The organism is Microbacterium sp. A84 (assembly GCF_051842815.1).
Lineage (GTDB): Bacteria > Actinomycetota > Actinomycetes > Actinomycetales > Microbacteriaceae > Microbacterium.
Genome location: NZ_JBPXMS010000001.1, coordinates 236,136 through 257,534, shown reverse-complemented (window position 1 = coordinate 257,534; position 21,399 = coordinate 236,136). Strand labels below are relative to the sequence as shown.

The 21,399-nt window shown below is 63.2% G+C and carries 18 protein-coding genes; 6 read left to right on the top strand and 12 right to left on the bottom strand.

The annotated features are described in order from the left end of the window. Positions 1-8: 8 nt before the first annotated feature. The 6 genes from ACSU04_RS01275 to ACSU04_RS01250 all read right to left on the bottom strand — a co-directional run bounded on the left by ACSU04_RS01275 (position 9) and on the right by ACSU04_RS01250 (position 6,261). Positions 9-1,325, bottom strand: a complete 1,317-nt coding sequence (locus ACSU04_RS01275) for a DUF222 domain-containing protein (protein ID WP_439288181.1) — start codon at positions 1,323-1,325, stop codon at positions 9-11. Between the two features lie 76 nt (positions 1,326-1,401). After that, on the bottom strand, positions 1,402-2,880 hold the full coding sequence (locus ACSU04_RS01270; protein ID WP_439288180.1) for an amidohydrolase: 1,479 nt from the start codon (positions 2,878-2,880) through the stop codon (positions 1,402-1,404). Further along, a complete protein-coding gene (locus ACSU04_RS01265) occupies positions 2,877-3,518 on the bottom strand; it encodes an FMN-binding negative transcriptional regulator (protein ID WP_439288179.1) in 642 nt (213 codons plus the stop codon). The genes ACSU04_RS01270 and ACSU04_RS01265 overlap by 4 nt, the downstream gene beginning before the upstream one ends. A gap of 27 nt (positions 3,519-3,545) precedes the next feature. Then, positions 3,546-4,556 carry an Fpg/Nei family DNA glycosylase gene (locus ACSU04_RS01260; protein WP_439288178.1) on the bottom strand — a complete coding sequence of 337 codons (1,011 nt, stop codon included), beginning with the start codon at positions 4,554-4,556 and terminating at the stop codon, positions 3,546-3,548. Position 4,557: 1 nt separating this feature from the next. Further along, positions 4,558-5,043 (bottom strand): ribose-5-phosphate isomerase, encoded by a 486-nt coding sequence (locus tag ACSU04_RS01255; RefSeq protein ID WP_439278074.1) that lies wholly within the window; start codon positions 5,041-5,043, stop codon positions 4,558-4,560. Between the two features lie 36 nt (positions 5,044-5,079). Continuing rightward, on the bottom strand, positions 5,080-6,261 hold the full coding sequence (locus tag ACSU04_RS01250) for a ferrochelatase (protein ID WP_439288177.1): 1,182 nt from the start codon (positions 6,259-6,261) through the stop codon (positions 5,080-5,082). A 130-nt stretch (positions 6,262-6,391) separates the two neighbouring features. Between ACSU04_RS01250 and pepN the strand changes: the two genes are divergently transcribed. The 4 genes from pepN (at position 6,392) to ACSU04_RS01230 (ending at position 12,255) form a co-directional block, all read left to right on the top strand. Continuing rightward, positions 6,392-8,959 (top strand): aminopeptidase N, encoded by a 2,568-nt coding sequence (pepN, locus tag ACSU04_RS01245; RefSeq protein WP_439288176.1) that lies wholly within the window; start codon positions 6,392-6,394, stop codon positions 8,957-8,959. Between the two features lie 91 nt (positions 8,960-9,050). Further along, a complete protein-coding gene (locus tag ACSU04_RS01240; protein WP_439288175.1) occupies positions 9,051-10,151 on the top strand; it encodes a mechanosensitive ion channel family protein in 1,101 nt (366 codons plus the stop codon). Next, positions 10,148-10,600 carry a globin gene (locus tag ACSU04_RS01235; RefSeq protein WP_439288174.1) on the top strand — a complete coding sequence of 151 codons (453 nt, stop codon included), beginning with the start codon at positions 10,148-10,150 and terminating at the stop codon, positions 10,598-10,600. Before ACSU04_RS01240 ends, ACSU04_RS01235 begins: the two co-directional genes overlap by 4 nt. Continuing rightward, positions 10,597-12,255, top strand: a complete 1,659-nt coding sequence (locus tag ACSU04_RS01230) for an FAD-binding dehydrogenase (protein WP_439288173.1) — start codon at positions 10,597-10,599, stop codon at positions 12,253-12,255. The genes ACSU04_RS01235 and ACSU04_RS01230 overlap by 4 nt, the downstream gene beginning before the upstream one ends. 5 nt (positions 12,256-12,260) lie before the next feature. On the opposite strand, the gene ACSU04_RS01225 is transcribed toward ACSU04_RS01230, so the two are convergent. Next, positions 12,261-12,926, bottom strand: a complete 666-nt coding sequence (locus ACSU04_RS01225; protein WP_439278068.1) for a hypothetical protein — start codon at positions 12,924-12,926, stop codon at positions 12,261-12,263. A 48-nt stretch (positions 12,927-12,974) separates the two neighbouring features. Here ACSU04_RS01225 and ACSU04_RS01220 point away from each other — a divergent pair, with 48 nt between their 5' ends. Next, positions 12,975-13,862 carry an acyl-CoA thioesterase gene (locus ACSU04_RS01220; RefSeq protein WP_439278067.1) on the top strand — a complete coding sequence of 296 codons (888 nt, stop codon included), beginning with the start codon at positions 12,975-12,977 and terminating at the stop codon, positions 13,860-13,862. A 21-nt stretch (positions 13,863-13,883) separates the two neighbouring features. On the opposite strand, the gene ACSU04_RS01215 is transcribed toward ACSU04_RS01220, so the two are convergent. From ACSU04_RS01215 to ACSU04_RS01200, 4 genes are all read right to left on the bottom strand, one after another. After that, the gene (locus ACSU04_RS01215) at positions 13,884-14,402 is read right to left on the bottom strand and encodes an acyl-CoA thioesterase (RefSeq protein WP_439288172.1); all 519 of its coding nucleotides are present in this window, start codon (positions 14,400-14,402) and stop codon (positions 13,884-13,886) included. Further along, positions 14,395-16,074 carry an energy-dependent translational throttle protein EttA gene (ettA, locus tag ACSU04_RS01210; protein WP_439278065.1) on the bottom strand — a complete coding sequence of 560 codons (1,680 nt, stop codon included), beginning with the start codon at positions 16,072-16,074 and terminating at the stop codon, positions 14,395-14,397. Before ettA ends, ACSU04_RS01215 begins: the two co-directional genes overlap by 8 nt. Positions 16,075-16,242: 168 nt before the next feature. Continuing rightward, complete coding sequence (locus tag ACSU04_RS01205; protein ID WP_439278064.1) at positions 16,243-16,740, bottom strand: DUF6993 domain-containing protein; 498 nt, start codon at positions 16,738-16,740, stop codon at positions 16,243-16,245. An 84-nt stretch (positions 16,741-16,824) separates the two neighbouring features. Continuing rightward, the gene (locus ACSU04_RS01200) at positions 16,825-17,400 is read right to left on the bottom strand and encodes a single-stranded DNA-binding protein (RefSeq protein ID WP_439288171.1); all 576 of its coding nucleotides are present in this window, start codon (positions 17,398-17,400) and stop codon (positions 16,825-16,827) included. A gap of 194 nt (positions 17,401-17,594) precedes the next feature. Here ACSU04_RS01200 and ACSU04_RS01195 point away from each other — a divergent pair, with 194 nt between their 5' ends. Continuing rightward, complete coding sequence (locus ACSU04_RS01195) at positions 17,595-17,864, top strand: hypothetical protein (protein ID WP_439288170.1); 270 nt, start codon at positions 17,595-17,597, stop codon at positions 17,862-17,864. A gap of 512 nt (positions 17,865-18,376) precedes the next feature. Here the strand turns inward: ACSU04_RS01195 and ACSU04_RS01190 are convergent. Next, on the bottom strand, positions 18,377-21,322 hold the full coding sequence (locus ACSU04_RS01190) for an InlB B-repeat-containing protein (protein WP_439288169.1): 2,946 nt from the start codon (positions 21,320-21,322) through the stop codon (positions 18,377-18,379). Positions 21,323-21,399 lie beyond the last annotated feature (77 nt).

Here is a 21,399-nt window from a genome sequence, read left to right as displayed (position 1 = left end):
GAGCCAGATCAGAACGGCGCCGGATCCGGATCCGGCATTCGATCTTGGATGTCCTCGAACGTGACGTGGGTAGCGACGCCGGGAGGTCGGTCGACGTAGGTCCTGCCGGTGGGACTGGTCCATTCGAGTAGCCCACCGCCGAGTTGTCGCACCTTCCACGGAGTGCAGTGCTTGGTCACATGATGTCGTCGACAGAAATCTGCCAGATTCGACAGTGCTGTCGGTCCGCCCAGAGCATGATCGATGGTGTGATCGCCGTCGCACAGCCGGGCGAGCATGCGGCATCCGGGAAAACGGCACCGTCGGTCCCTCGCTCGCAAATACCGTCGCATCTCGGCGGAGGGTCGGTAGCGGTCCACCGCGACCACCGTCCCCGAAACTGGGTCGGTAAACACCCGGTCGAATCCCGGCGTCTGTCCGACCAGAATCCGCGCCGTTTCCGGATCGATCGGCCCGATGCCTTCGAGATGACCGGGCGCCGCCAACGCATCCGGGTCGGTCAGGCTCAACGCTGGCACTGTGATGTCGATGTGCGCCTGGATCTCTCCCAGCAGGCCGTCGGTGGTGGTGTGTCCCTTCGGAACACCGGTGAGGATCAGATCGCTGAGAATGTCGCAGCGTAACTGCGCCATCATCCGTTCATCGGCGAAGTCATCATTCTTGGACTCCTTCGCGATCCGCTTGTTCTCGGTCTTCTGCGCGAACGCCATCTGCGTCAATCGGTCATGCTCGGCATGAATCAACGCACTCGGTCCGAACTGCACGAGTTCGGCCATGCCGTCGTCAGCCTCGCGCACCCACACGCCACGCCGCTCACGCGCCTCACTGTGGCGCTCGGTGAAAGAGACCTCCCGCAGCCGCTCGGCCGCCTGCTTCGCGAAGGGGCGCAACCTGTTGGGAGACTCAGACTCAGCACGCGGCAGAACGATCTTCTCGAAACGCGCACGCCCCTCCGCAGTCTCGATCGGCTGGCCCGCTGCGAGAATGATCCGCATGTGCGCGTATGAGATGCGACCTGCGCCGAATGCCGCTGCCGTCGCCGGGAAGGCGTTCACCAGCAGCGCGGCGTCGCCCATCTGCGCTTCCACTGCACGGTCGCTGATCCGAAGCACCGCGGCGAGTTCTGTCGCCACGGCGCGGTGCGACATCTCGCGGGAGTCGACCGAGTCGAAGGGCTCGTCATCCGCGATCCGCGCGGCTGTCGCCAGCAGAGCAGTCTTAACGGCCATCATCTGATTGATCGTCTGATCCACCGACCCCAATGTCGTCGCGACGTCGTCCAGCAGCACGTTCAGTGCTGGGGACGTCATCGCCGAAGTGGTCATATCCCCATTCAACAGGGGACCACCGACATTAGAACATCCCTACGCTAAGAACTTTCAACCTCAAGTTGAAGTCGAATCAAGCGAGGTGCGTCAGACGACCATCCCGCAGCGTCGCCATCACCGGCATACGACGCAGCGTCCCGCCTGAAGCCAACCGCGGATCCGCACCGCAGAGCACCAGATCGGCGATCTCCCCGGGTCTCATCGTGCTGCGCACACTCGCTGCCAGCGCCTCATCAATCGTGAGCTGCTCCTCCGGATGCCACGGCTCGCGCTCATCATCAGTGCGTTGCACTGCTGCGGCAATCGCCTGCCATGGATCCAGCGGCGCGACCGGAGCATCCGACCCCAAGCGCACATCGACGCCTGCACGCAGCAGCGATGCCATCGGGTATCCGATGGACGTCTGCGCGGCCCAGTACCCGTCCACGAGATCACGGTCATCCACAGCGTGTTGCGGTTGCACGCTCGCTGCGAGTCCCAGCCGCACGATCCGTGCGATATCGACGTGCCGCACCAGTTGTGCATGCTCAATCGTGCCGGTGGCGCCGGTCACGGTGACAGCATCCAACGCGGATGACACCGCACGATCTCCGATGGCGTGAATCGCTGCGGCGAAGCCGGCTCCGCTCGCCGCGGTCAGCAGCTCGATCAGATCATCGGGCGAGACGTTGAGTACGCCGAAGTCTGCGTCGTCTCCCGGATAAGAATGCATGCACGCCGCCGTCCGCGTACCGAGTGACCCATCGGTGATGACCTTCAACGAACCGACATGCACCAGGCCGCCTGTTCCTGGCAGTGGCTCACCGGTGCGAAGACCGGCCATGATCGCGCGACCAAGCCCCGCCGGATAGACCGCGAACTCGACCCGCTGGGATGCGAAGCCACTCGCCACGCGCCGCGCCCACGCATCGGCGTTCCATGCCATGTCAAAGTCGACGATCCCGGTGACTCCACGCGCAGCGGCCGCGCCGCCGGCGAGCTTGACCGCACGGTCGCCATGGAGGGGCTCCACCGCGTTCAGGCGCCGGGAGATCTCGAAGGCGTCGTCCTCGCGCAGCATCCCGTCCGTCGCGGAGAAGCCCTCGCGACGCAACGCCGCGGAGTTCAGCCAGACGCTGTGCACATCGGCATTGATCAGATAGGTCGGCACATCTCCGGTGCTGGCATCCAGCACCTCGAGCGAAGGATCATCCGGCCAGAGCGCATCGCGAAATCCGGTGCCGACTCGCCGACCGTCAGTGAGAGCCGCCACTGATGCCATCCGCGCCGCAGCCTCCGCAGCGGAGTCCGTCGCACCCAGCTGTTCACGCTCTGACCCCAGTGCCCACTGCAGCGCGTGTACGTGGTGGTCCCACAGACCAGGAACGACCCAGGCGCCATGCCCCTCGAGTACCTCGCCAGCCGCCTTCAGGGCGCCGGTGGGTGCGATGTCGACGATTCGACCACCGCTCACGTGCACGTCAACCGGCTCGTCATCCATCAGGAACTCTCGCCCTGGCCCCGCGATCCGCACCTCGCGGATCATCGCGACGGCGTCACCGACGGCCATCATGCTCGTTTACTGAGCCTCGCGTCGTGGGCACGCTGCATCTCTGCCGCGAGAGCAGGATTCGAGTATTTGCCATCACGTGTCAGCTCGAGAATGACGTTTTCAATGACGTCGTCGGACTTGTTCTGACTGAGCTTGCGCTTGGCCACGATTCGCGTCGGTGTCAACCGGAAACCGACCGTTCCTGATTCAAGCCGCCGCACAAACGTCTCATCGTTGGGCAACTTCCACATCCCCCGAGGTGAGGGGAAGCGGCTCTCGAAATGATCGACCAAGTGCTCCAGCACCCGCAGGTTCTCTGCAGTCTCAAGAACCTCGGGCACCCCTGAAAGGTGTACCGAGACATAGTTCCAGGTCGGAACCGCTTGAACATCCCCGTACCAGTTCGGCGAGACGTAACCATGCGGCCCTTGGAACACGAGCAGGAGCTCCTGCTCCCCCAGTCCGAGGACGAGGTCATCAGGACGGCCGACATGGCCAACGACGGTGAGATCATCCCGATCGGGGTCGAGCAGGACCGCGTAGTGCGATGCCGTCATACCGTCGGCATCGCGCCCCACCACGGTCGTCCATGGATTGGCCGAGATGACACGACGCAACTCAGTGACATCGGTCATCGCGAAACTCGGATTCTGGCGCATACCCTCAGCCTAAGACCGAAAAGTCGTTCAGGCCTGGCACTTCGGACACCAATAGAGCTTGCGCGCACCGATCACTTCGAGCGCGATCTCCGTGCCGCAGGTACGACAAGGTAGACCCGCACGGTGGTACACCCAGTGTCTGTCGTCTCGGCTGGCCATCGCCGCACGGTAGCCCTCCGGCGACAGGTCGTCCATCGTCATCATCTGCCCGGTCTCCACACCCACAGGCAACAGCCTCGCCCAATCGTGCCAGAGTTCGCGAACCAGCTGCTCCGGCACAATCTTGCCCGGTGTGTGCGGGTTCAGCCGCGCGCGGTACAGCATCTCCGCGCGGTACACATTGCCGATCCCGCTGACGACAGACTGATCCATCAGCAGCAGAGCGATCGCCGTGCCCTTCTTGCGTACGGTGCGCACGAAACGCTCTTCGTTCTCGGCAGGATCGCCGACAAGAGGGTCCGGACCCAGCTTCGCCACCGACGCCAGCATCTCGTCGGGCGTCTGCAATGCGCAGGCGGTAGGGCCACGAAGGTCGGCCGCGGTGATGTCGGTCATTAACCGGAGCCGTACCTGCCCGACAACTGGCGGCGGCCAGTCCATATCTGTGTCCGCCAGACCCTTGGTCTGCTCGGACATGCGAACATGCACGCGCGTGCGCCGAGGCGCCCCGATCGATGCAAGTGAGTTCTCGCCGGCACTGTCCAAGATCGGCGCGCCATCCAGCGCATCAAGATCCGTGCCGCGCTGGTTCGTCTGCCCCATCCGGCCGTTCGCGGAGGCGATCGTCGGATCGAGCATGATCTCACCGGCGAAGTCCCAGGCGCCGTACAGCCCGAGATGCACGCGCAGCCAGAGATCCCCCTCGACCTCGAAGAACATCTGCTTGCCGACCGCCTTCACGCTCACCGCTTCACGGCCGTCGAGCATGGCCGCCCCCTCCAGAAAGCGTCCCTGCGGACTCGACGCGTGCAGCGTCTTGCCGATGAAGTTGCGATCGAACTGTCGAGCGATCCGGTGAACGGAATGTCCCTCGGGCATCTCAGGCGCGCGGGTCCGGAAGCAGCGAGCCGTCGCGCTCGAAGTCTGCGATCTGACCGATGCGTCGCACGTGACGCTCTTCGTCAGAGAACGGAGTGCCGATGAAGCGCTCGATGAAGGAGACGACCTCTTCGAATGTGTGCTGACGCGCTCCGATGGAGATCACGTTGGCGTCGTTGTGCTCGCGAGCGAGTTCAGCAGTCGACAGGTTCCAGACGAGTGCCGCGCGGATGCCCTGAACCTTGTTCGCCGCAATCTGCTCACCGTTGCCAGAGCCGCCGAACACAACCCCGAGCGCCTCGACGCCGGCCGTCTGATCAGCGACGACGGCCTGCGCGGCGCGGATGCAGAACGCCGGGTAGTCATCGACCGCGTCGTACTCGATCGGGCCGTGGTCGATGACCACGTGCCCGAGAGTACGCAGGTGGTCCTGCAACTGTGTGGAGAATTCCAGTCCCGCGTGGTCTGTGGCGATGTGGATGCGCATGCTCACCATCCTAGAAGCGTCCTGAGCCTGCGCACGTCAGGGCGCGATACCTGCGGCTGCGGGCTTGAATCCGAGGCGCACGTTCTCGCAGTCGCCGGGGCGGGAGACGTCGTTCCAGGGCCCCAGAGCGGTGAGATGCGGACGCTCGGATGCTGGCGTTCCCTCAATCCGCTCGATCACGAGGTCGATGAGACCCGAGACGAATGCCGGGTGCACACCGGGGGTCTGAGTGCGCACAGAGGGAAGACCTGCTTCAGCGGCCGATTCCGTCGCCTCGGTGTCGAGATCCCACAGCACTTCCATGTGGTCACTGACGAAGCCCAGCGGCACGATGACGACCGCCTTCGCGCCGGCCGCAGGGAGCTCAGCGATCACATCGTTGATGTCCGGCTCAAGCCAGGGCTGCGTGGGCGGGCCGGAGCGCGACTGGAACACCAGCTGCCAAGGCACGGTGGTACCGCCGGTGACCGCCGCAAGCTGCTCGATGATGTGCTCAGCTACCGCCCGGTGCTGTGCCTCATATGCGCCGCCTGGTCCCCAGTCCACATCGCGGGGGCCTGAGCGCTCGGCATCCGCCGTGGGAATCGAGTGCGTGGAAAACAGCACGTGGATATCGGCTGCCGCGATGCCCTGTGCGAGGAAGTCCCTCACTGCGGCGTCCACGCCCTCCTGGAAGGGCGCAACGAAACCGGGGTGATCGAAGTAGAGGCGCACCTTGTCGGCGGTGACGCGTTCTTCAAGCCCTGCTTTGGTGATCGCCTGCGCGATGTCTTCGCGGTACTGGCGGTCGCTGGAACACGAGCTGTAGGCGCTGGTTGCCAGAACGAGAAGGGTGCAGTGGCCGTCAGCTGCAGCCTCGGTGAACGCCTCGTCGAGGAACGGACCCCAGTTGCGGTTGCCCCAGTACACCGGCAGATCAATGCCGCGGCGGGCGAGTTCGCCCTCAAGCGCAGCTTTCAGCTCACGGTTCTGCCCGTTGATCGGGCTCACTCCTCCGAAATGACGATAGTGATGGGCCACCTCTTCCAGTCGCTCATCCGGGATGCCGCGCCCCCGAGTCACATTACGGAGGAAAGGAATGACGTCATCCTGCCCCTCTGGGCCACCGAAGCTGGCGAGCACCAGGGCGTCATAGGCCACCGGGGTCTCGACGAACTCGGCACCGGTAGCGGCGGCAGCGGAAGCGAACGGAACGACAATCTGATCGGGCACAGTCACCCCTCCATCATTTCATCTCCTTGCAGTCGCGGTCGCCCGAGTGCGGTCCTGGCGTAGGCTGTCATGGTTGCCGTCGACGCCAGCCGCGTCGAGCCTGGGTAGCGCCCCCGAACCCCTGGGAGAAACAGCTGTGCCTGGAGAGAACCTCACCCGTATTGAAGCGCAGGAGCGCCGAACTCTCATCGACACACAGTCGTATGAGATCTCGCTCGATCTGACGAAGGGCGCCGAAATCTTCGGTTCTCGCAGCGTCGTCCGCTTCACCGCAAAGGCGGAAAGCTTCACATTCATCGATCTGATCGCACGCGACGTGCGTGAGATCTCCCTCAATGGGGAGCAGCTTGACCCGAACGAGGTGTTTGCTGACTCTCGCATAACGCTGACGAACCTTCAGGAAGAGAACGTCCTCGTCGTCGACGCTGACTGCGCCTACACGAACACCGGCGAAGGACTGCACCGCTTCGTTGACCCGGTGGACGGTGAGGTCTACCTTTACTCGCAGTTCGAGGTTCCTGATTCCCGCCGCGTGTTCGCGGTGTTCGAACAGCCCGACCTGAAGGCCACCTTCCAGTTCACTGTGACAGTCCCCGCGGCATGGCAGGTCATCTCCAACTCCCCTGCCCCCGAGCCGATCAAGCACGACGCGAATGACACCGCGACCTGGGGGTTCGAAGCAACGCCTCGCATCTCCTCGTACATCACGGCCATCGTCGCGGGCCCGTACGAATCGACGTTCTCCGAACTCACCAGCACTGACGGACGTGTTATTCCGCTCGGCGTGTACGGCCGCAAGAGCCTCTGGCAGCACGTCGATGCCGACTACCTCTTCGACAAGACGCGCGAGGGCTTCGCGTACTTCGAGTCGAAGTTCGGCGTGCCGTACCCCTTCGCCAAGTACGACCAGCTCTTCGTGCCGGAGTTCAACGCCGGCGCCATGGAGAACGCGGGCGCAGTCACGTTCACCGAAACCTATGTCTTCCGCAGCAAGGTGACGGACGCCGTCAAGGAACGTCGCGTCGTCACGATCCTGCACGAACTGGCACACATGTGGTTCGGCGATCTCGTCACCATGAGGTGGTGGAACGACCTCTGGTTGAACGAGTCGTTTGCCGAATGGGCATCGACGATCGCAACGGCCGAGGCCACCGAGTGGACCGAGGCGTGGACGACGTTCAACTCCTCGGGGAAGTCCTGGGCATACCGCCAGGATCAGCTTCCCTCCACACATCCGATCGTCGCCGAGATCAATGATCTGGAGGATGTGTACGTCAACTTCGACGGCATCACCTATGCCAAGGGTGGGTCGGTGCTCAAGCAGCTCGCTGCTTGGGTCGGGATCGACGCCTTCTTCGCCGGAGTCGGCCAGTACTTCCAGAAGCACGCGTGGGGCAACACCGAGGTCACCGACCTGCTCACCGAACTCGAGGCCACCAGCGGCCGCGACCTCAGCGCGTGGTCCAAGAAGTGGCTCGAAACTTCAGGAGTGAACACGCTCTCTCCCGTCATCGCCGAAGGAGCGGATGGTGTGATCTCCCGCTTCGCCATCACGCAGACCGCCCCCGCTGACTACCCGACGATTCGCCCGCACCGCCTCGGCGTTGGCTTCTACACGCTCGCTGATGGCTCGCTCACCCGCACGCACTATGTCGAGATCGACGTAGACGGCGACCGCACAGAGGTTCCGGAACTCCAGGGTCAGAAGCGCCCCGATCTGGTGCTGCTCAATGACAACGACCTCGCGTACACGAAGATCCGCCTCGACGAGCGTTCACTGGCCACCGCCATCGCGCACCTCGGCGACATCACGGACCCGCTCGCGCGTTCGCTCATCTGGGGTGCGGCCTGGGATCAGACTCGCGACGCCGAAAGCCCTGCATCCGACTATCTGGATCTGGTTCTCGGCAACATCGGCCGCGAGACCGAGTCGACCACGGTACGCACCACGCTCGCACAGCTGCGCACTGCAGCGACGTTGTATGTGACGCCCGCAGACAGGGACGCAGCGCGCCGGAAGATCGCTGATGGTCTGTGGGACCTCGCTCACAGTGCCCAGGCCGGCAGCGACAATCAGCTGCAGTTCGTTACCGCGTTCTCCAGCACGTTGGTGGATACGGAGCATGCCGGCATCATCGGTCGGCTTCGCTCCGGCGAGGAGACTCTGCCCGGGCTCGAGATCGACACCGACCTCTCCTGGCAGCTACTCGTCGGACTCGCGTCGATTGGCGCGACGGATGCCGCTTCTATCGACGCCGCACTCGCCGGAGACAACACGTCCAAGGGCGCGGAGTTTGCCGCTCAGGCGCGCGCGGCGCTGCCATCGGTCGCTGACAAGCGGATCGCCTGGGAAACGCTTGTCGAGAAGGACGATGCACCGAACACGATCGTGCGTTCTGCCGCTCTCGGCTTCGTACACCCGAACAGCGCAGGCGTGCTCGGCGACTTCGTGCAGAGCTACTTCGACATGCTCCTGCCGGTGTGGGAGTCCCGTACCTACCAGATCGCAAGTTACCTCATCGTCGGCCTCTACCCGACGTCGCTGGCCAATACAGAGCTCCGCGATGCGACGCGGGCATGGCTCTCCGCCAATACGGATGCCGCACCGGCACTGCGCCGCCTGGTAAGCGAGGGGCTGGCCGATGTCGAGCGCGCGCTCGCGGCGCAGGCGCGCGATGCTGAGGAAGACGAGTCTGACGACTGAACTGCCCCGTTACCGATCGGGCCACTCCCGAGCGGGCATCTGCCGCTGCGCTTTCCAGCCAGCGCAGAGGCCCGCTCAGTAGGATCAGAGGGTGCTGAACCCTCCGTTTGATTCCTCCGATGCTCCGGCCGATCCGCTCCCTCCGGAAGTCGATACGGTTTTGACCGGGTTCCTCGCCGTTCTCCGTGATGTTGGACTGACCGCACTCCACGTCGCGATCGTCATCGCCGCCGCGCTCGTCATCGCGTTCGTACTGCGCATCGTCATCCGGCGAGTCGTCGGGCGGATCGTCAACGGCGCGAAGTCCAAGGCAAATGTCGAAGACACACAGGCGTTGGAGCGCTCACCCCTCGCGGACATGCGTCTGATCCAGCGCACGAGGACCCTCGGATCGATCCTGCAGAACATCATCAACGTCGTGATCGTCGTGATTGCGCTGCTGCTGATCGTATTGATCCTCTCGCCTGGACTGCTCAGCTCACTCACGCTGCTGACCGCAGCCGTCGGCGCTGGACTCGGCTTCGGCGCGCAGAACATTGTCAAGGACGTACTGAACGGCCTGTTCATCGTCGCCGAAGACCAGATCGGCATCGGCGATGTAGTGGATACCGGGCTCGCCAGCGGCGTCGTCGAGCACGTGAGTGTACGCGTCACCCAGGTGCGCGATGTCAACGGCACGCTTTGGTATGTGCGCAACGGCGAGATTCTCCGCATCGGCAACATGTCGCAGGGCTGGGCGCGCGCGATCATCGACCTCGGTGTGCCCGTCGACGCCGATGTGCCAGAGGTGGAGAAGTCGTTGCTCGCCGCCGCCGATGGCCTGTCCAAGGAACCAAGGTGGCGCACGCGCATCATTGAGCGTCCCGAAGTATGGGGCTTGGAATCAGTCTCGGGTGAAGCAATTGTCATCCGTGTCGTTCTGAAGACCCGCGCTAATGCGAAGGACGATGTCGCACGCGAACTGCGCATGCGCCTCAAGAACGCAGTCGAGGATATGGGACTCGCCCTGCCAAGCCTCGAATCCGTCGTCCCCACGGGCCCTGAGGGCGCGCGCCGCGTGCGTGGGGCGAATCCTCCGACGACTCGCCCGAACGCGGTGACCGGTGTTCCCGCGGTATCACGCGGTATCTGGCGCAAGAAGGATCCGGACCCGCAATCGCCGAAGCCCGAATCACCGAAGGACACCGAATGACGTTCTATGACGAGGTCGGCGGCTACGCCACGTTCGAGCGGATCGTGGACGGCTTCTACCGCGAGGTGGCCCTGGACCCCGTGCTGAAGCCGATGTATCCGGAAGAGGATCTCGGCCCCGCAGCTGAGCGGTTCACGCTGTTCTTGGTTCAGTACTGGGGAGGTCCGTCAACGTATAGCGAGCGTCGTGGGCACCCCCGACTGCGCATGCGCCATCAGCCTTTCCATGTCAACCCGGATGCGCGCGAGCGTTGGCTGCGCTGCATGCGCACGTCATTGGATGAAGTGCGGCTGTCACCGCTGCACGATGCCACACTCTGGGACTACCTGGAGCGGGCAGCATATGCAATGGTGAACACCATGGAGTCGTCAGGCATCGGTCCCGCACCGGCGGGCCGGCCGACACTCGAGACCCGCAGCAGCAGTCAGGATTCAACGGAGAACACATGACGACTACGCCCCTATCCACAGACGTCCTAGTGATCGGATGGGGGCTGGCCGGGCTTGTCGCCGCATCCGAAGCCGCCGCCTCAGGCAAGCGTGTGATCCTGATCGATCAAGAGCCGCGCTCGAACCTCGGAGGACAGGCCTGGTGGTCGTTCGGTGGCCTGTTCTTCATCGACTCCCCCGAGCAACGACGCCTCGGCATCAAAGATTCTCTGGAGCTTGCCACCCAGGATTGGTTCGGCAACGCGGCGTTTGACCGCGCGGAAGACCACTGGCCACGCAAATGGGCAGAGGCCTATCTGCAGTTCGCGGCAGGCGAGAAGCGCGCATGGCTGCGTGAACGCGGCGTCGGGTTCTTCCCCGTGGTCGGCTGGGCGGAGCGCGGCGGTTACGGTGCGATCGGGCCGGGTAACTCGGTGCCGCGATTCCACATCACCTGGGGTACCGGTCCTGGCATCGTCGCGCCTTTCGCTGATGCCGTGCACAAGGCTGAGGACGCCGGAACACTGACAATCCTCCCCCGGCATCGGGTGACGGAACTTGTGGTCAGCAATGGCGCGGTCGTTGGCGCACGGGGCGAACGACTCGCCAACAGTTCAGCGGAGCGCGCGGTGCCCTCCTCCCGCGAGGTGGTGGGCGACTTCGAGATCTCGGCTGCTGCAACGATCGTCTCCTCGGGCGGCATCGGTGGAAACCATGACCTTGTACGCGCGGCCTGGCCAAAACGGCTGGGCACCCCGCCCGCACGTATGCTCACCGGCGTGCCTGCATACGTCGATGGCTCGATGCACGCCGTCTCGGAAGCTGCTGGCGCGCATCTGATCAACGGTGACCGCATGTGGCACTACGTCGAGGGCATCACCAATTGGGATCCGGTGTGGCCGGCTCACGGCATCCGTATTCTTCCTGGTCCTTCGTCTCTCTGGCTGGATGCGACGGGCAAGCGGTTGCCTGTCCCGCTGTTCCCCGGATTCGACACTTTGGGAACCCTTGAACACCTCCGTGCGACCGGGCACGATCACTCGTGGTTCGTCACTTCTCGACACATCGTCGAGAAGGAGTTCGCGCTGTCGGGTAGCGAGCAGAATCCAGACCTCACCGGCAAGGATGTACGCCTGCTACTCAAGTCACGGCTGGCGAAGGGTCCGACAGGACCGGTGCAGGCGTTTCTCGACGAGGGCGAAGACTTCATCGTCGAGAACGATCTGGAAAGCCTGCTCGCGCAGATGCAACAACATGACGGCGGCGAGGTACTTGACATCGACGCGGTCCGACGAGAGGTCGTCGCGCGAGATCGCGAGATCGAGAATGACTTTACGAAGGACGCTCAGATCGGGATGCTGCGTTCGATGCGCGGCTATCGCGGCGACAAGCTCATCCGTACCGCGGCTCCCCATCGTCTGCAGGATCCGTCGGCAGGTCCGATGATCGCGGTGAAGCTGCACGTATTGACCCGCAAATCTCTGGGCGGCATCAAGACAGACCTCGATGGGCGTGCACTCAACGTCGATGGCACTGTGATTCCGGGCCTTTACGCCGCCGGTGAGGCGAGCGGTTTCGGCGGTGGAGGTGTGCACGGATACCGCGCGTTGGAGGGCACTTTCCTCGGCGGATGCCTTTTCTCCGGCAGGCAAGCAGGGCGCGCTGCAGCGCGCTGAGACCTCTAGGCGAGTGTTCCGGTTCCGCGCACCGCGGTCAGACCGCTGACCATGGGCCCGCGGGCCAGCACATGTCCGCGGCTAAAGGCCAGGCGCGTCCACCGGCCAGATGTAGTCACGGCGACGTCCTCTTCGCCGGAGATAAAGCCGAAGGCGTGCGCGGCGAAAGCCACCCCACGCGGCAGGCCCGCAAGATCTTCATCCGGCTCCCCCCAGATCGCAGCTCTGAGTGCGCGTACCGCTTCTTCACCCGCGCCGGGAGTAGCTCCGCGCGCAACCGCAGAGATCCCCCACTGCGCGCGCTGTGCCACTGTCGCGGCCTCCAGTGTGCCCGTGCGCTCCCAGCCGCCGCGAGGCGGCGCCACGCCCGCCCAGGCGGGTGACAGCCCGGTGTCAGGAAGTCGGAGCATCCGCTCGTCATCGTCCGCAGTCAGCGCGTCGATCACGATGTCGCATTCGAGATCGGGGTCAGCACGAACGACGCGCATCGCGAGAATGGTCGGTGTCTGATCGAACAGTCCTTGCGGTGCCAGCGCAGCGGCTGTCAGCGCGAGGACGCCGCCAGCGCCCTGCAGCCGCACGCCCTCATCCGAAATCAGTGCCGTACGTCCGACGAAGGTGAGAACATCTCGAGCGGTATCGGAATCGGCGAGGACAAGGCGTTGGTGCACGCGTTCTAAACTATCAACGATGCGATCGATGGTCGCGGGAGGAGCGCCATGAACGTAGACGCACAGGCTCAGGCATCCGTTGACAATCTGATCGACGTGCTGGATCTCGATGAGAGCAGCGCACGCACGGAAGAAGACATCTTCACCGGAAAGTCGCAGAGCATGCCGACCGGGCGGATCTATGGCGGACAGGTGCTCGGTCAGTCGCTGATCGCGGCAGAACGGACCATGCCAGAGGACCGGGCGGTGCACTCGATGCACGGGTACTTTTTGCGACCAGGCGATGCCACACGTGGAGTGACGATTGCTGTCGACCGTATTCATGACGGAAGATCCTTCTCGACCCGTCGGTCACAGGCATACCAAAATGGTGTCCCGATCTTCTCGATGATCGCGTCGTTTCAAGACGAAGCGCCGGGAATCGAGCACGCAGCACCAATGCCAGAGGACATACCGGGCCCCGAGCAACTCGACTCTGACGAACGATTCGCCGCTGTACTGGGAGCCGGAATGGGTCAGATGCTGGCTGAGCGGCCCGTCGAGATCCGTCATTTGGACGAGCCGGTCTACCTCTCCGTGGACGGAAGCCGTTCCGCACAGCAGGCCGTCTGGATGCGCTTGCGCGCCCCGATGCCAGATGATCCGAGGCTCCACCGTGCCGTTCTCGCGTATCTCAGCGACATGACGATCCAGGAGTCGATCCTGCGCGCGCATGGTGTGTCGTGGGCGACGCAGGGGCTGAAGGTGGCAAGCCTCGACCACGCAATGTGGTGGCATCGCGCCGCCCGCGTGGACGAGTGGCTGCTCTACGTGCAGGAATCGCCGAACGCCCGAGGTGGTCGGGGACTCGCCACTGGACGCGTCTACACACGGGAGGGCGCACTCGCGGCCAGTGTCGCGCAGGAGATCATGATCCGGGTGCCGGACGCGGATTAGCGCGGGCTTCGCACACCAGTCTCAGCGGTGTGCGTAAGTGTTCGGCTTGTCGATGTACGGCGCCCACGCCTCGCGCATCTCTGCAGTCACGCGGGTCGGGCGTCCGGTATCGGCATTGACGAGCACAAGCACGGCCGTTGAGCGCGCGTACAGCACTCGTGTCGCGTTCGCAGGGTCGTTGAACACCTCGTAGCAGACGTCGACACTGGAGCCGCCGATCTTGCCGAACCACAGCTGCACGTCGAGCGGGCGGCGCTGGTATGGCACCGGCGCCAGATACTCGATCTCCTGGCGTGCAATAAGCGACAGCGTGCCCGACGCGATCCCGGCCTGCAACACGGCGGTGGGGGGTGCTTCTTCGCCCTCATCCGGCGCCCAGAAGGCCCGCACGCGCGCTTCTTCCAGGAGCTTGAGCATCGAGGTGTTGTTGACGTGGTTGTAGGCGTCAAGATCACCCCAGCGCAGCTGGATCGGAATGGAGATGCGCGAGGCGGGCGCCGACACTGTCGAAACGCCCGCCTCGTTGGGCGTATCAGTCACGCGTCAGCTTGCGGTGCGTCGAACGGTGCGGGTTCGCGGCGTCGGCACCAAGGCGGTCGATCTTGTTCTTCTCGTACGATTCGAAGTTGCCCTCGAACCAGTGCCACTGTGCCGGATTCTCGTCCGTGCCCTCGTACGCGAGGATGTGCGTGGCGATGCGGTCGAGGAACCACCGGTCGTGAGTGATGACCACGGCGCAGCCGGGGAACTCAAGCAGAGCGTTCTCGAGCGAGCTCAGGGTTTCGACGTCAAGGTCGTTGGTGGGCTCGTCGAGCAGTAGCAGGTTGCCACCCTCCTTCAGCGTCAGCGCCAGGTTCAAGCGGTTGCGCTCACCACCGGAGAGCACGCCGGCTTTCTTCTGCTGGTCAGGGCCCTTGAACCCGAACTTGGAGACATACGCGCGGGAAGGAATTTCAACCTTTCCGACCATCATGATGTCGAGACCGTCTGAGACGACCTCCCACAGCGTCTTGTCCGGGTCGATGTTTGAGCGTGACTGGTCGACGTAGCTGATCTTGACCGTCTCACCGATCTTGAGTTCGCCGCTGTCGATCGACTCGAGACCAACGATCGATTTGAACAGCGTGGTCTTACCGACGCCGTTGGCGCCGATGATTCCAATGATGCCGTTCGGAGGCAGGTTGAAACTCAGGCCTTCGATGAGCGTGCGATCGCCGAAGCCCTTCTTGAGGTTCTTCGCTTCGATCACGAGGCTGCCGAGGCGAGGACCGGCGGGGATCTGAATCTCCTCGAAGTCAAGCTTCCGAGTCCGCTCCGCCTCCGTGGCCATCTCTTCGTAGCGAGCCAAACGCGCCTTCGACTTCGTCTGACGTCCCTTGGCGCTCGAGCGTACCCACTCGAGTTCGTCCTTGAGTCGCTTCGCGAGCTTCTGGTCCTTCTTGCCCTGGATGTTGAGGCGCTCCGCCTTCTTCTCCAGGTAAGTCGAGTAGTTGCCCTCGTAGCCGATCAGACGGCCACGGTCGACCTCGGCGATCCACTCTGCGACATTGTCGAGGAAGTACCGATCGTGAGTGACCGCGATGACGGCACCCTTGTAGTCCTTCAGGTGCTGCTCCAGCCAGAGCACACTCTCGGCGTCAAGGTGGTTGGTGGGCTCGTCAAGCAGCAGCAGGTCAGGCTTCTGCAGCAGCAGCTTGGCGAGAGCGACCCGGCGACGCTCACCACCAGAGAGAGGAGCGATCTCAGCATCTCCAGGAGGAGTGCGAAGAGCATCCATGGCCTGTTCAAGCTGGGAGTCGAGGTCCCAGCCATCAGCGGCGTCGATCTCTTCCTGCAGCACACCCATCTCAGCGAGGAGCGTGTCAAAGTCCGCATCCGGATCGGCCATCGCTGCAGAAATCTCGTTGAAGCGGTCGAGCTTGGCCTTGATCGCGACGCCCTCCTGGATGTTCTCCAGGACAGTCTTCGATTCGTCGAGCTCGGGCTCCTGCAACAGAATGCCGACAGTGAACCCCGGGGAGAGCTTGGCTTCACCGTTTGACGGGATGTCGAGGCCTGCCATGATCTTGAGGATCGTCGACTTACCGGCACCGTTCGGGCCGACCATACCGATCTTCGCTCCGGGGAGGAAGGACATCGTCACGTCGTCAAGGATGAGCTTCTCGCCCACGGCCTTACGTGCACGAACCATCGAGTAGATGTACTCTGCCATGCCGTTGAACACCTTTACTGGTCAGAATTGGATCGGATGCTGTGCCACAAATACCGCACGAAAGTCTCCCTCCAGCCTACCCGGGAACGGCGCAGCACTCACCCGACAGTCAGAGCGTGACGCACCGACGATCCCAGCCGCCAACGATCCCGATCGAGCGGCTGTGACTCACCAGTCGATCGAGCGCGTGTTGCCGATGAGGCAACGCCCTTCGGCAAGCTGATCCATGATCGCGGTGACCGGTGCACCGGTCGACGGACCGACCTGCCCGATGAGGCAGAGGTCGTCGCCCCAGCGCACCGAGAACTGCAGACTCTCGGCAGGGTTCCCCACCGTTGTTGCATCCTGAGTGACCTGCATACCGGCCCGGTCAAACCCTGCTGCGACGAGGGCGTCGATGTATGCCCGGCCAGCGGCGTTCTCCGGCGACGCCGAGACCTGTTCAACAACCGCAGTGAAGATCGGAAGGTTGTCTTCAGCGGTGCCGTCGATATGAAAGGTAGGGCCCTCGGGCGTCGACGACGCGGTTGGCGCAGGAGCGCTGGTCGTGGTGTCCTCGGGCTCCGGCGTGGCCTCGGATGTACATGCGGCCAGCGCGAGTCCGGCCAACAGCATCGATGTGGCGATGACGGAGCGACGGCGGGCGGTGAGGATTCGACGGGGCACGCTCCGATCTTAGGGGCGCACCCCGTCATCCCTTCCCAGGCGCCGCTCGCCGGCGCCAGGACCGGCCGGAACTTCACCACGAATTCACTGGCGTGACGTCCATGAATCGCCTGAGAATGCCATCTCCGACTCTTCATGGTCTGCGCCTTCTTCAGCCTCGGCTCCCTCTGCCCCTTCTACGCCCTCTGCCCCCTCTAAGGCTGCTGTGGCTGACTCGTCGGGGCCGCCTGGCTCGTCGGACGAGGAATCGTCAGCGGGTGGGAGGGCGTTCTCGTTCGGCACGGGCCGCGACGCGGGCGTCGCACTGTTCGCCTTGATATAGGCACTCGCACCCCAGCGCAGGTCATGCCCGATGGCCTCGGCGTCGATATCTGCGCTCATCCCCTTACGTCCGCCGCTCTCCCACTCGCGAAGCTTGAGCCGGCCGGTCACGATCACGCCATCGCCTTGGCGCAGGGAGGCCTTCGCGTGGTCGGCGAGCTGGCGGAACGCGGAGACGTTGTACCAGTTGGTGCCGGTCTCGATCCATGATTGCGACTTCGCGTCGTACCTGCTCTGCGGGCTGGCAACACGAAAATTCACGATCGAATCTCCGACGCTCGTCGCACTCCGGTTCGGATCTGCGCCCACACGGCCAAGGATCGTCACTGTGTCGTTCATTTCGGTCTCCTCTGTTTGCCCGGGACGCGCCCGGATCACAACAGCGTGCTCTCTGCGACGGCCTGTCCGGGGCCCGAAAACCACGTTCAGTGGAGAAGTCACCCAATCTGCTGGTCAGTGCAGGAAAGGACGCAGCCCCCGAGCCCGGACAATGTCGGAGGTCGGTCATATGTTCGAGACGAAAGGAGAACCCGATGTCCGACACACTGACTCAACACCTGCCCGAGGTGCCGTACGCGACACCCCATCTCTCTTCGAAGCGCGAACAGCTTGTCCGTGCATCGGATCATCTCTGGCGCGTGCAAGACGCGGCGGGCAGCATCAAGGGCCACCTGCGGCTGGTCGCAGATCCCCACGGGCTGCGCTACCGCGCCGAGCGCTTGCACCTTGCGACCGGTGCCTTCCGCCTCATCGGCGAGTTCTGGCGAGCTGACGACGCCGTGCAGGCACTACGCAACGGGTGATCCCACGCTGCGCAATGGATGATCTTTGTGGTGTCCTGGCTGGATGACGTTCGAAGCTCGTCACGTGCATTGAAATCGTTGATTTCACTCGCGAGTTCGGGGATACCGATGGTACGTAAGGTAGGTGCACGGACGCCTATTTCAGACTCTCGAAGACGAGTCATTGAGTCGGTTGGGAGGGTTCAAACCTCTGTCACCCTAGAAATCGTCGTTCAAATGGTCGAGTTGCATGAGGCCGGAATGAGTGCCCGCCAGGTCGGTCTTGAGGTGGGGTTGCATCGCGAGTCAGTGATGCGCCATCTTCGTAGTACAGGTGCATGGGTCCGGCGGCAAGGGTTGGACGCGGACGCTTTTGAACAGGCGCGGGCGCTCTGCTTGGGAGTGCTTTTCCTGGTTGATTCACGCACGAGGACTACGTGCGCCGCACATCATGTGGCCGCCCTACAGTGCGGCTCTGCACCGCGGCTCTGCCTCAGGCTGTGCTGGGGCAGAGCCGCGGTGTGCCCGTGAGGTTACGTGTCGCGTCGTCGCGTGCCGAGAATCATGATTGCAGCGCCCACGAGCAACGCGGCGACTCCTGCGAGCAACCCCCAGCCTAAGTCGCTACCTGTCATGGCTAGCGCTCCAGGAGTTGGCGCTGTTGCAGGGGCTTTCGGCGGCGTGGCCCCGGAGGGGTCTTTGACTGGGATGAGGGCCCAGGTCGCGGTATACGTCCGGTCACCCATAGATTCCGTAGCGATGGTCACCGACGAAGTCGGCTCAGTGAGACCGGTCCCCTCCCAACCAGTGAACGTGTACCCCTCGCGGGTGGGATTCGTGAGGGTCACCGCGTCCGACGTGATCGAGTACGTTGCAGGGTTCGCCGGAGTACCGGCAACACCACCATCGAGGTCATAGGTGATCGTGTAGTCGCTGACCACCCAGATCGCTGTATAGGCGCGGTCACCTGTAGACCCCGTAGCGATGGTCACCGACGAAGTCGGCTCAGTGAGACCGGTCCCCTCCCAACCAGTGAACCTGTATCCGTCGCGGGTGGGATTCGTGAGGGCCACCGCGTCCGACGTGATCGAGTACGTTGCAGGGTTTGCCGGAGTGCCGGCAACACCACCATCGAAGTCATAGGTGATCGTGTAGTCATTGACCGCCCAGACCGCGGTGTAGGCGCGGTCACCTGTTGAACCCGTAGCGATCGTTACCGAGGGGGTTGGGTCAGCGAGGTCGGTGCCTTCCCAACCAGTGAAGGTGTATCCCTCGCGGGTGGGATTGGTGAGGCTTATCGGGTCCGACGTGACCGAATACGTTGCCGGGTTTGCCGGGGTCCCTGCGACACCACCGTCAAAGTCATACGCGATCGCGTAGTCATTGACCGCCCAGACCGCAGTGTAGGAGCGGTCGCCAGTTGAACCCGTAGCGATCGTCACTGACGGAGTCAGTTCCGTCAGGCCGGTGCCTTCCCAACCAGTGAAGGTGTATCCCTCGCGGGTGGGATTGGCGAGAGTCACCGCATCGGACGTGATCGAGTATGTTGCCGGGTTCGCTGGAGTGCCGGCAACACCGCCACCAAAGTCATAGGTGATCGTGTAGTCATTGACCGCCCAGGTCACGGTGTAGGAGCGGTCACCTGTTGATCCCGTTGCGATAGTCACCGGCGAAGTCGGTTCGGTGAGGTCGGTGCCTTCCCAACCAGTGAAGGTGTATCCCTCGCGGGTGGGGTTGGTGAGGGTCATCGGGTCGGACGTGATCGAGTACGTTGCCGGGTTTGCCGGAGTACCCGCAACACCACCATCGAGGTCATAGGTGATCGTGTAGTCGCTGACCACCCAGGTCGCGGTGTAGGAGCGGTCACCAGTAGAACCCGTTGCGATAGTCACCGGCGAAGTCGGTTCGGTGAGGTCGGTGCCTTCCCAACCAGTGAAGGTGTATCCCTCCCGGGTGGGGTTGGTGAGGGTCATCGGGTCGGACGTGATCGAGTACGTTGCCGGGTTTGCCGGAGTACCCGCAACACCACCATCGAGGTCATAGGTGATCGTGTAGTCGCTGACCACCCAGGTCGCGGTGTAGGAGCGGTCACCAGTAGAACCCGTTGCGATAGTCACCGGCGAAGTCGGTTCGGTGAGGTCGGTGCCTTCCCAACCAGTGAAGGTGTATCCCTCCCGGGTGGGGTTGGTGAGGGTCATCGGGTCGGACGTGATCGAGTACGTTGTCGGATTCCCCGGGGTCCCCGCAACACCGTCGTCAAGGTCGTACTCGATCGCGTAGTCATTGACCGCCCAGACCGCGGTATAGGAGAGGTCACCAGTAGATCCCGTTGCGATAGTCACCGGCGAAGTCGGTTCGGTAAGGTCGGTGCCTTCCCAACCAGTGAAGGTGTATCCCTCGCGGGTGGGGTCGGTGAGGGTCACCGCATCGGACGTGATCGAGTATGTTGCCGGGTTCGCTGGTGTACCGGCAACACCGCCGTCAAGGTCATACGTGATCGCGTAGTCACTGAGCGCCCATATTGCGTACAGGGTGAGGTCAGATTGGAGCACCGAGCCGTACACTCCACCTTCCTCGTATGAGGTGCCGGTGTTATTCGTGGTGGTGTTCCAACCGGCAAAGGTGTACCCGGCACGGGTGAAGCTATTTGGCGTAATCGCTATGGGGGCAGCGGCATTCTCCTGGGGCGGCATTGTGCCGTCGCCACCATTCGCGTCGAACGAAACCGTGAAATAGGGGTAGGTGTTGTAGCCGTACCACTTAGGGGTGGTGTATCCGGGACCACTCTCGACTGATTCGTGAGCCTTCGGGTAGTACACCTTGACCTCCGCCGGGTCCCCCAACCAGTCAGCAGCGCCCGCAATCAATGTGGGCGTCGGGCCAGTGAACCGCATCTCGGCGAGAGAAGGGTTACCGAAGAACGCCGCGCTGCCGATTGTGGTGACTGAATCGGGGATCGTCACCGACGTCAGCAGGTTGACGTAGAACGCCCCCACGCTGATTGTGGTGACTGAATCGGGGATCGTCACCGACGTCAGTAGGTTATTGGCGAACGCCTGGAGGCCGATTGTGGTGACTGAATCGGGGATCGTCACCGACGTCAGTCGGTTACTGAAGAACGCCTCGTGGCCGATTGTGGTGACTGAATCGGGGATCGTTACCGACGTCAGTAGGTTGTTGGAGAACGCCCAGGCCTTGACTCTGGTGACGTCATACGTGGTGCTGTCAATGGTGACCGTCTCGGGGATGTCGACAACTGCTCCGGCACCCGTGTCGTAGTCGGTGACGGTTGCCCCGGCTGAAACATTGGTGTTATCGGCGGAGTAGCTGATTCCGTTTTGGGTGTCGTCGACAGTGGCTGCGTGTGCTGGGGCCGCTGTGAATACGAGACCGACCGAGGCGATCAGTGCTACCAGCGCCACCATGACCGGTGCGCGAAACAACTTCGTGGTGAACGTGCGTGGTGTGGCGGTGTTCACTGGGTCTGCGTCCTTGATCTTTGTGACTGTTCAGTGGCGTAGGCGAAATGCGTAGCGGGGCCGGCAGCAGATCCAAC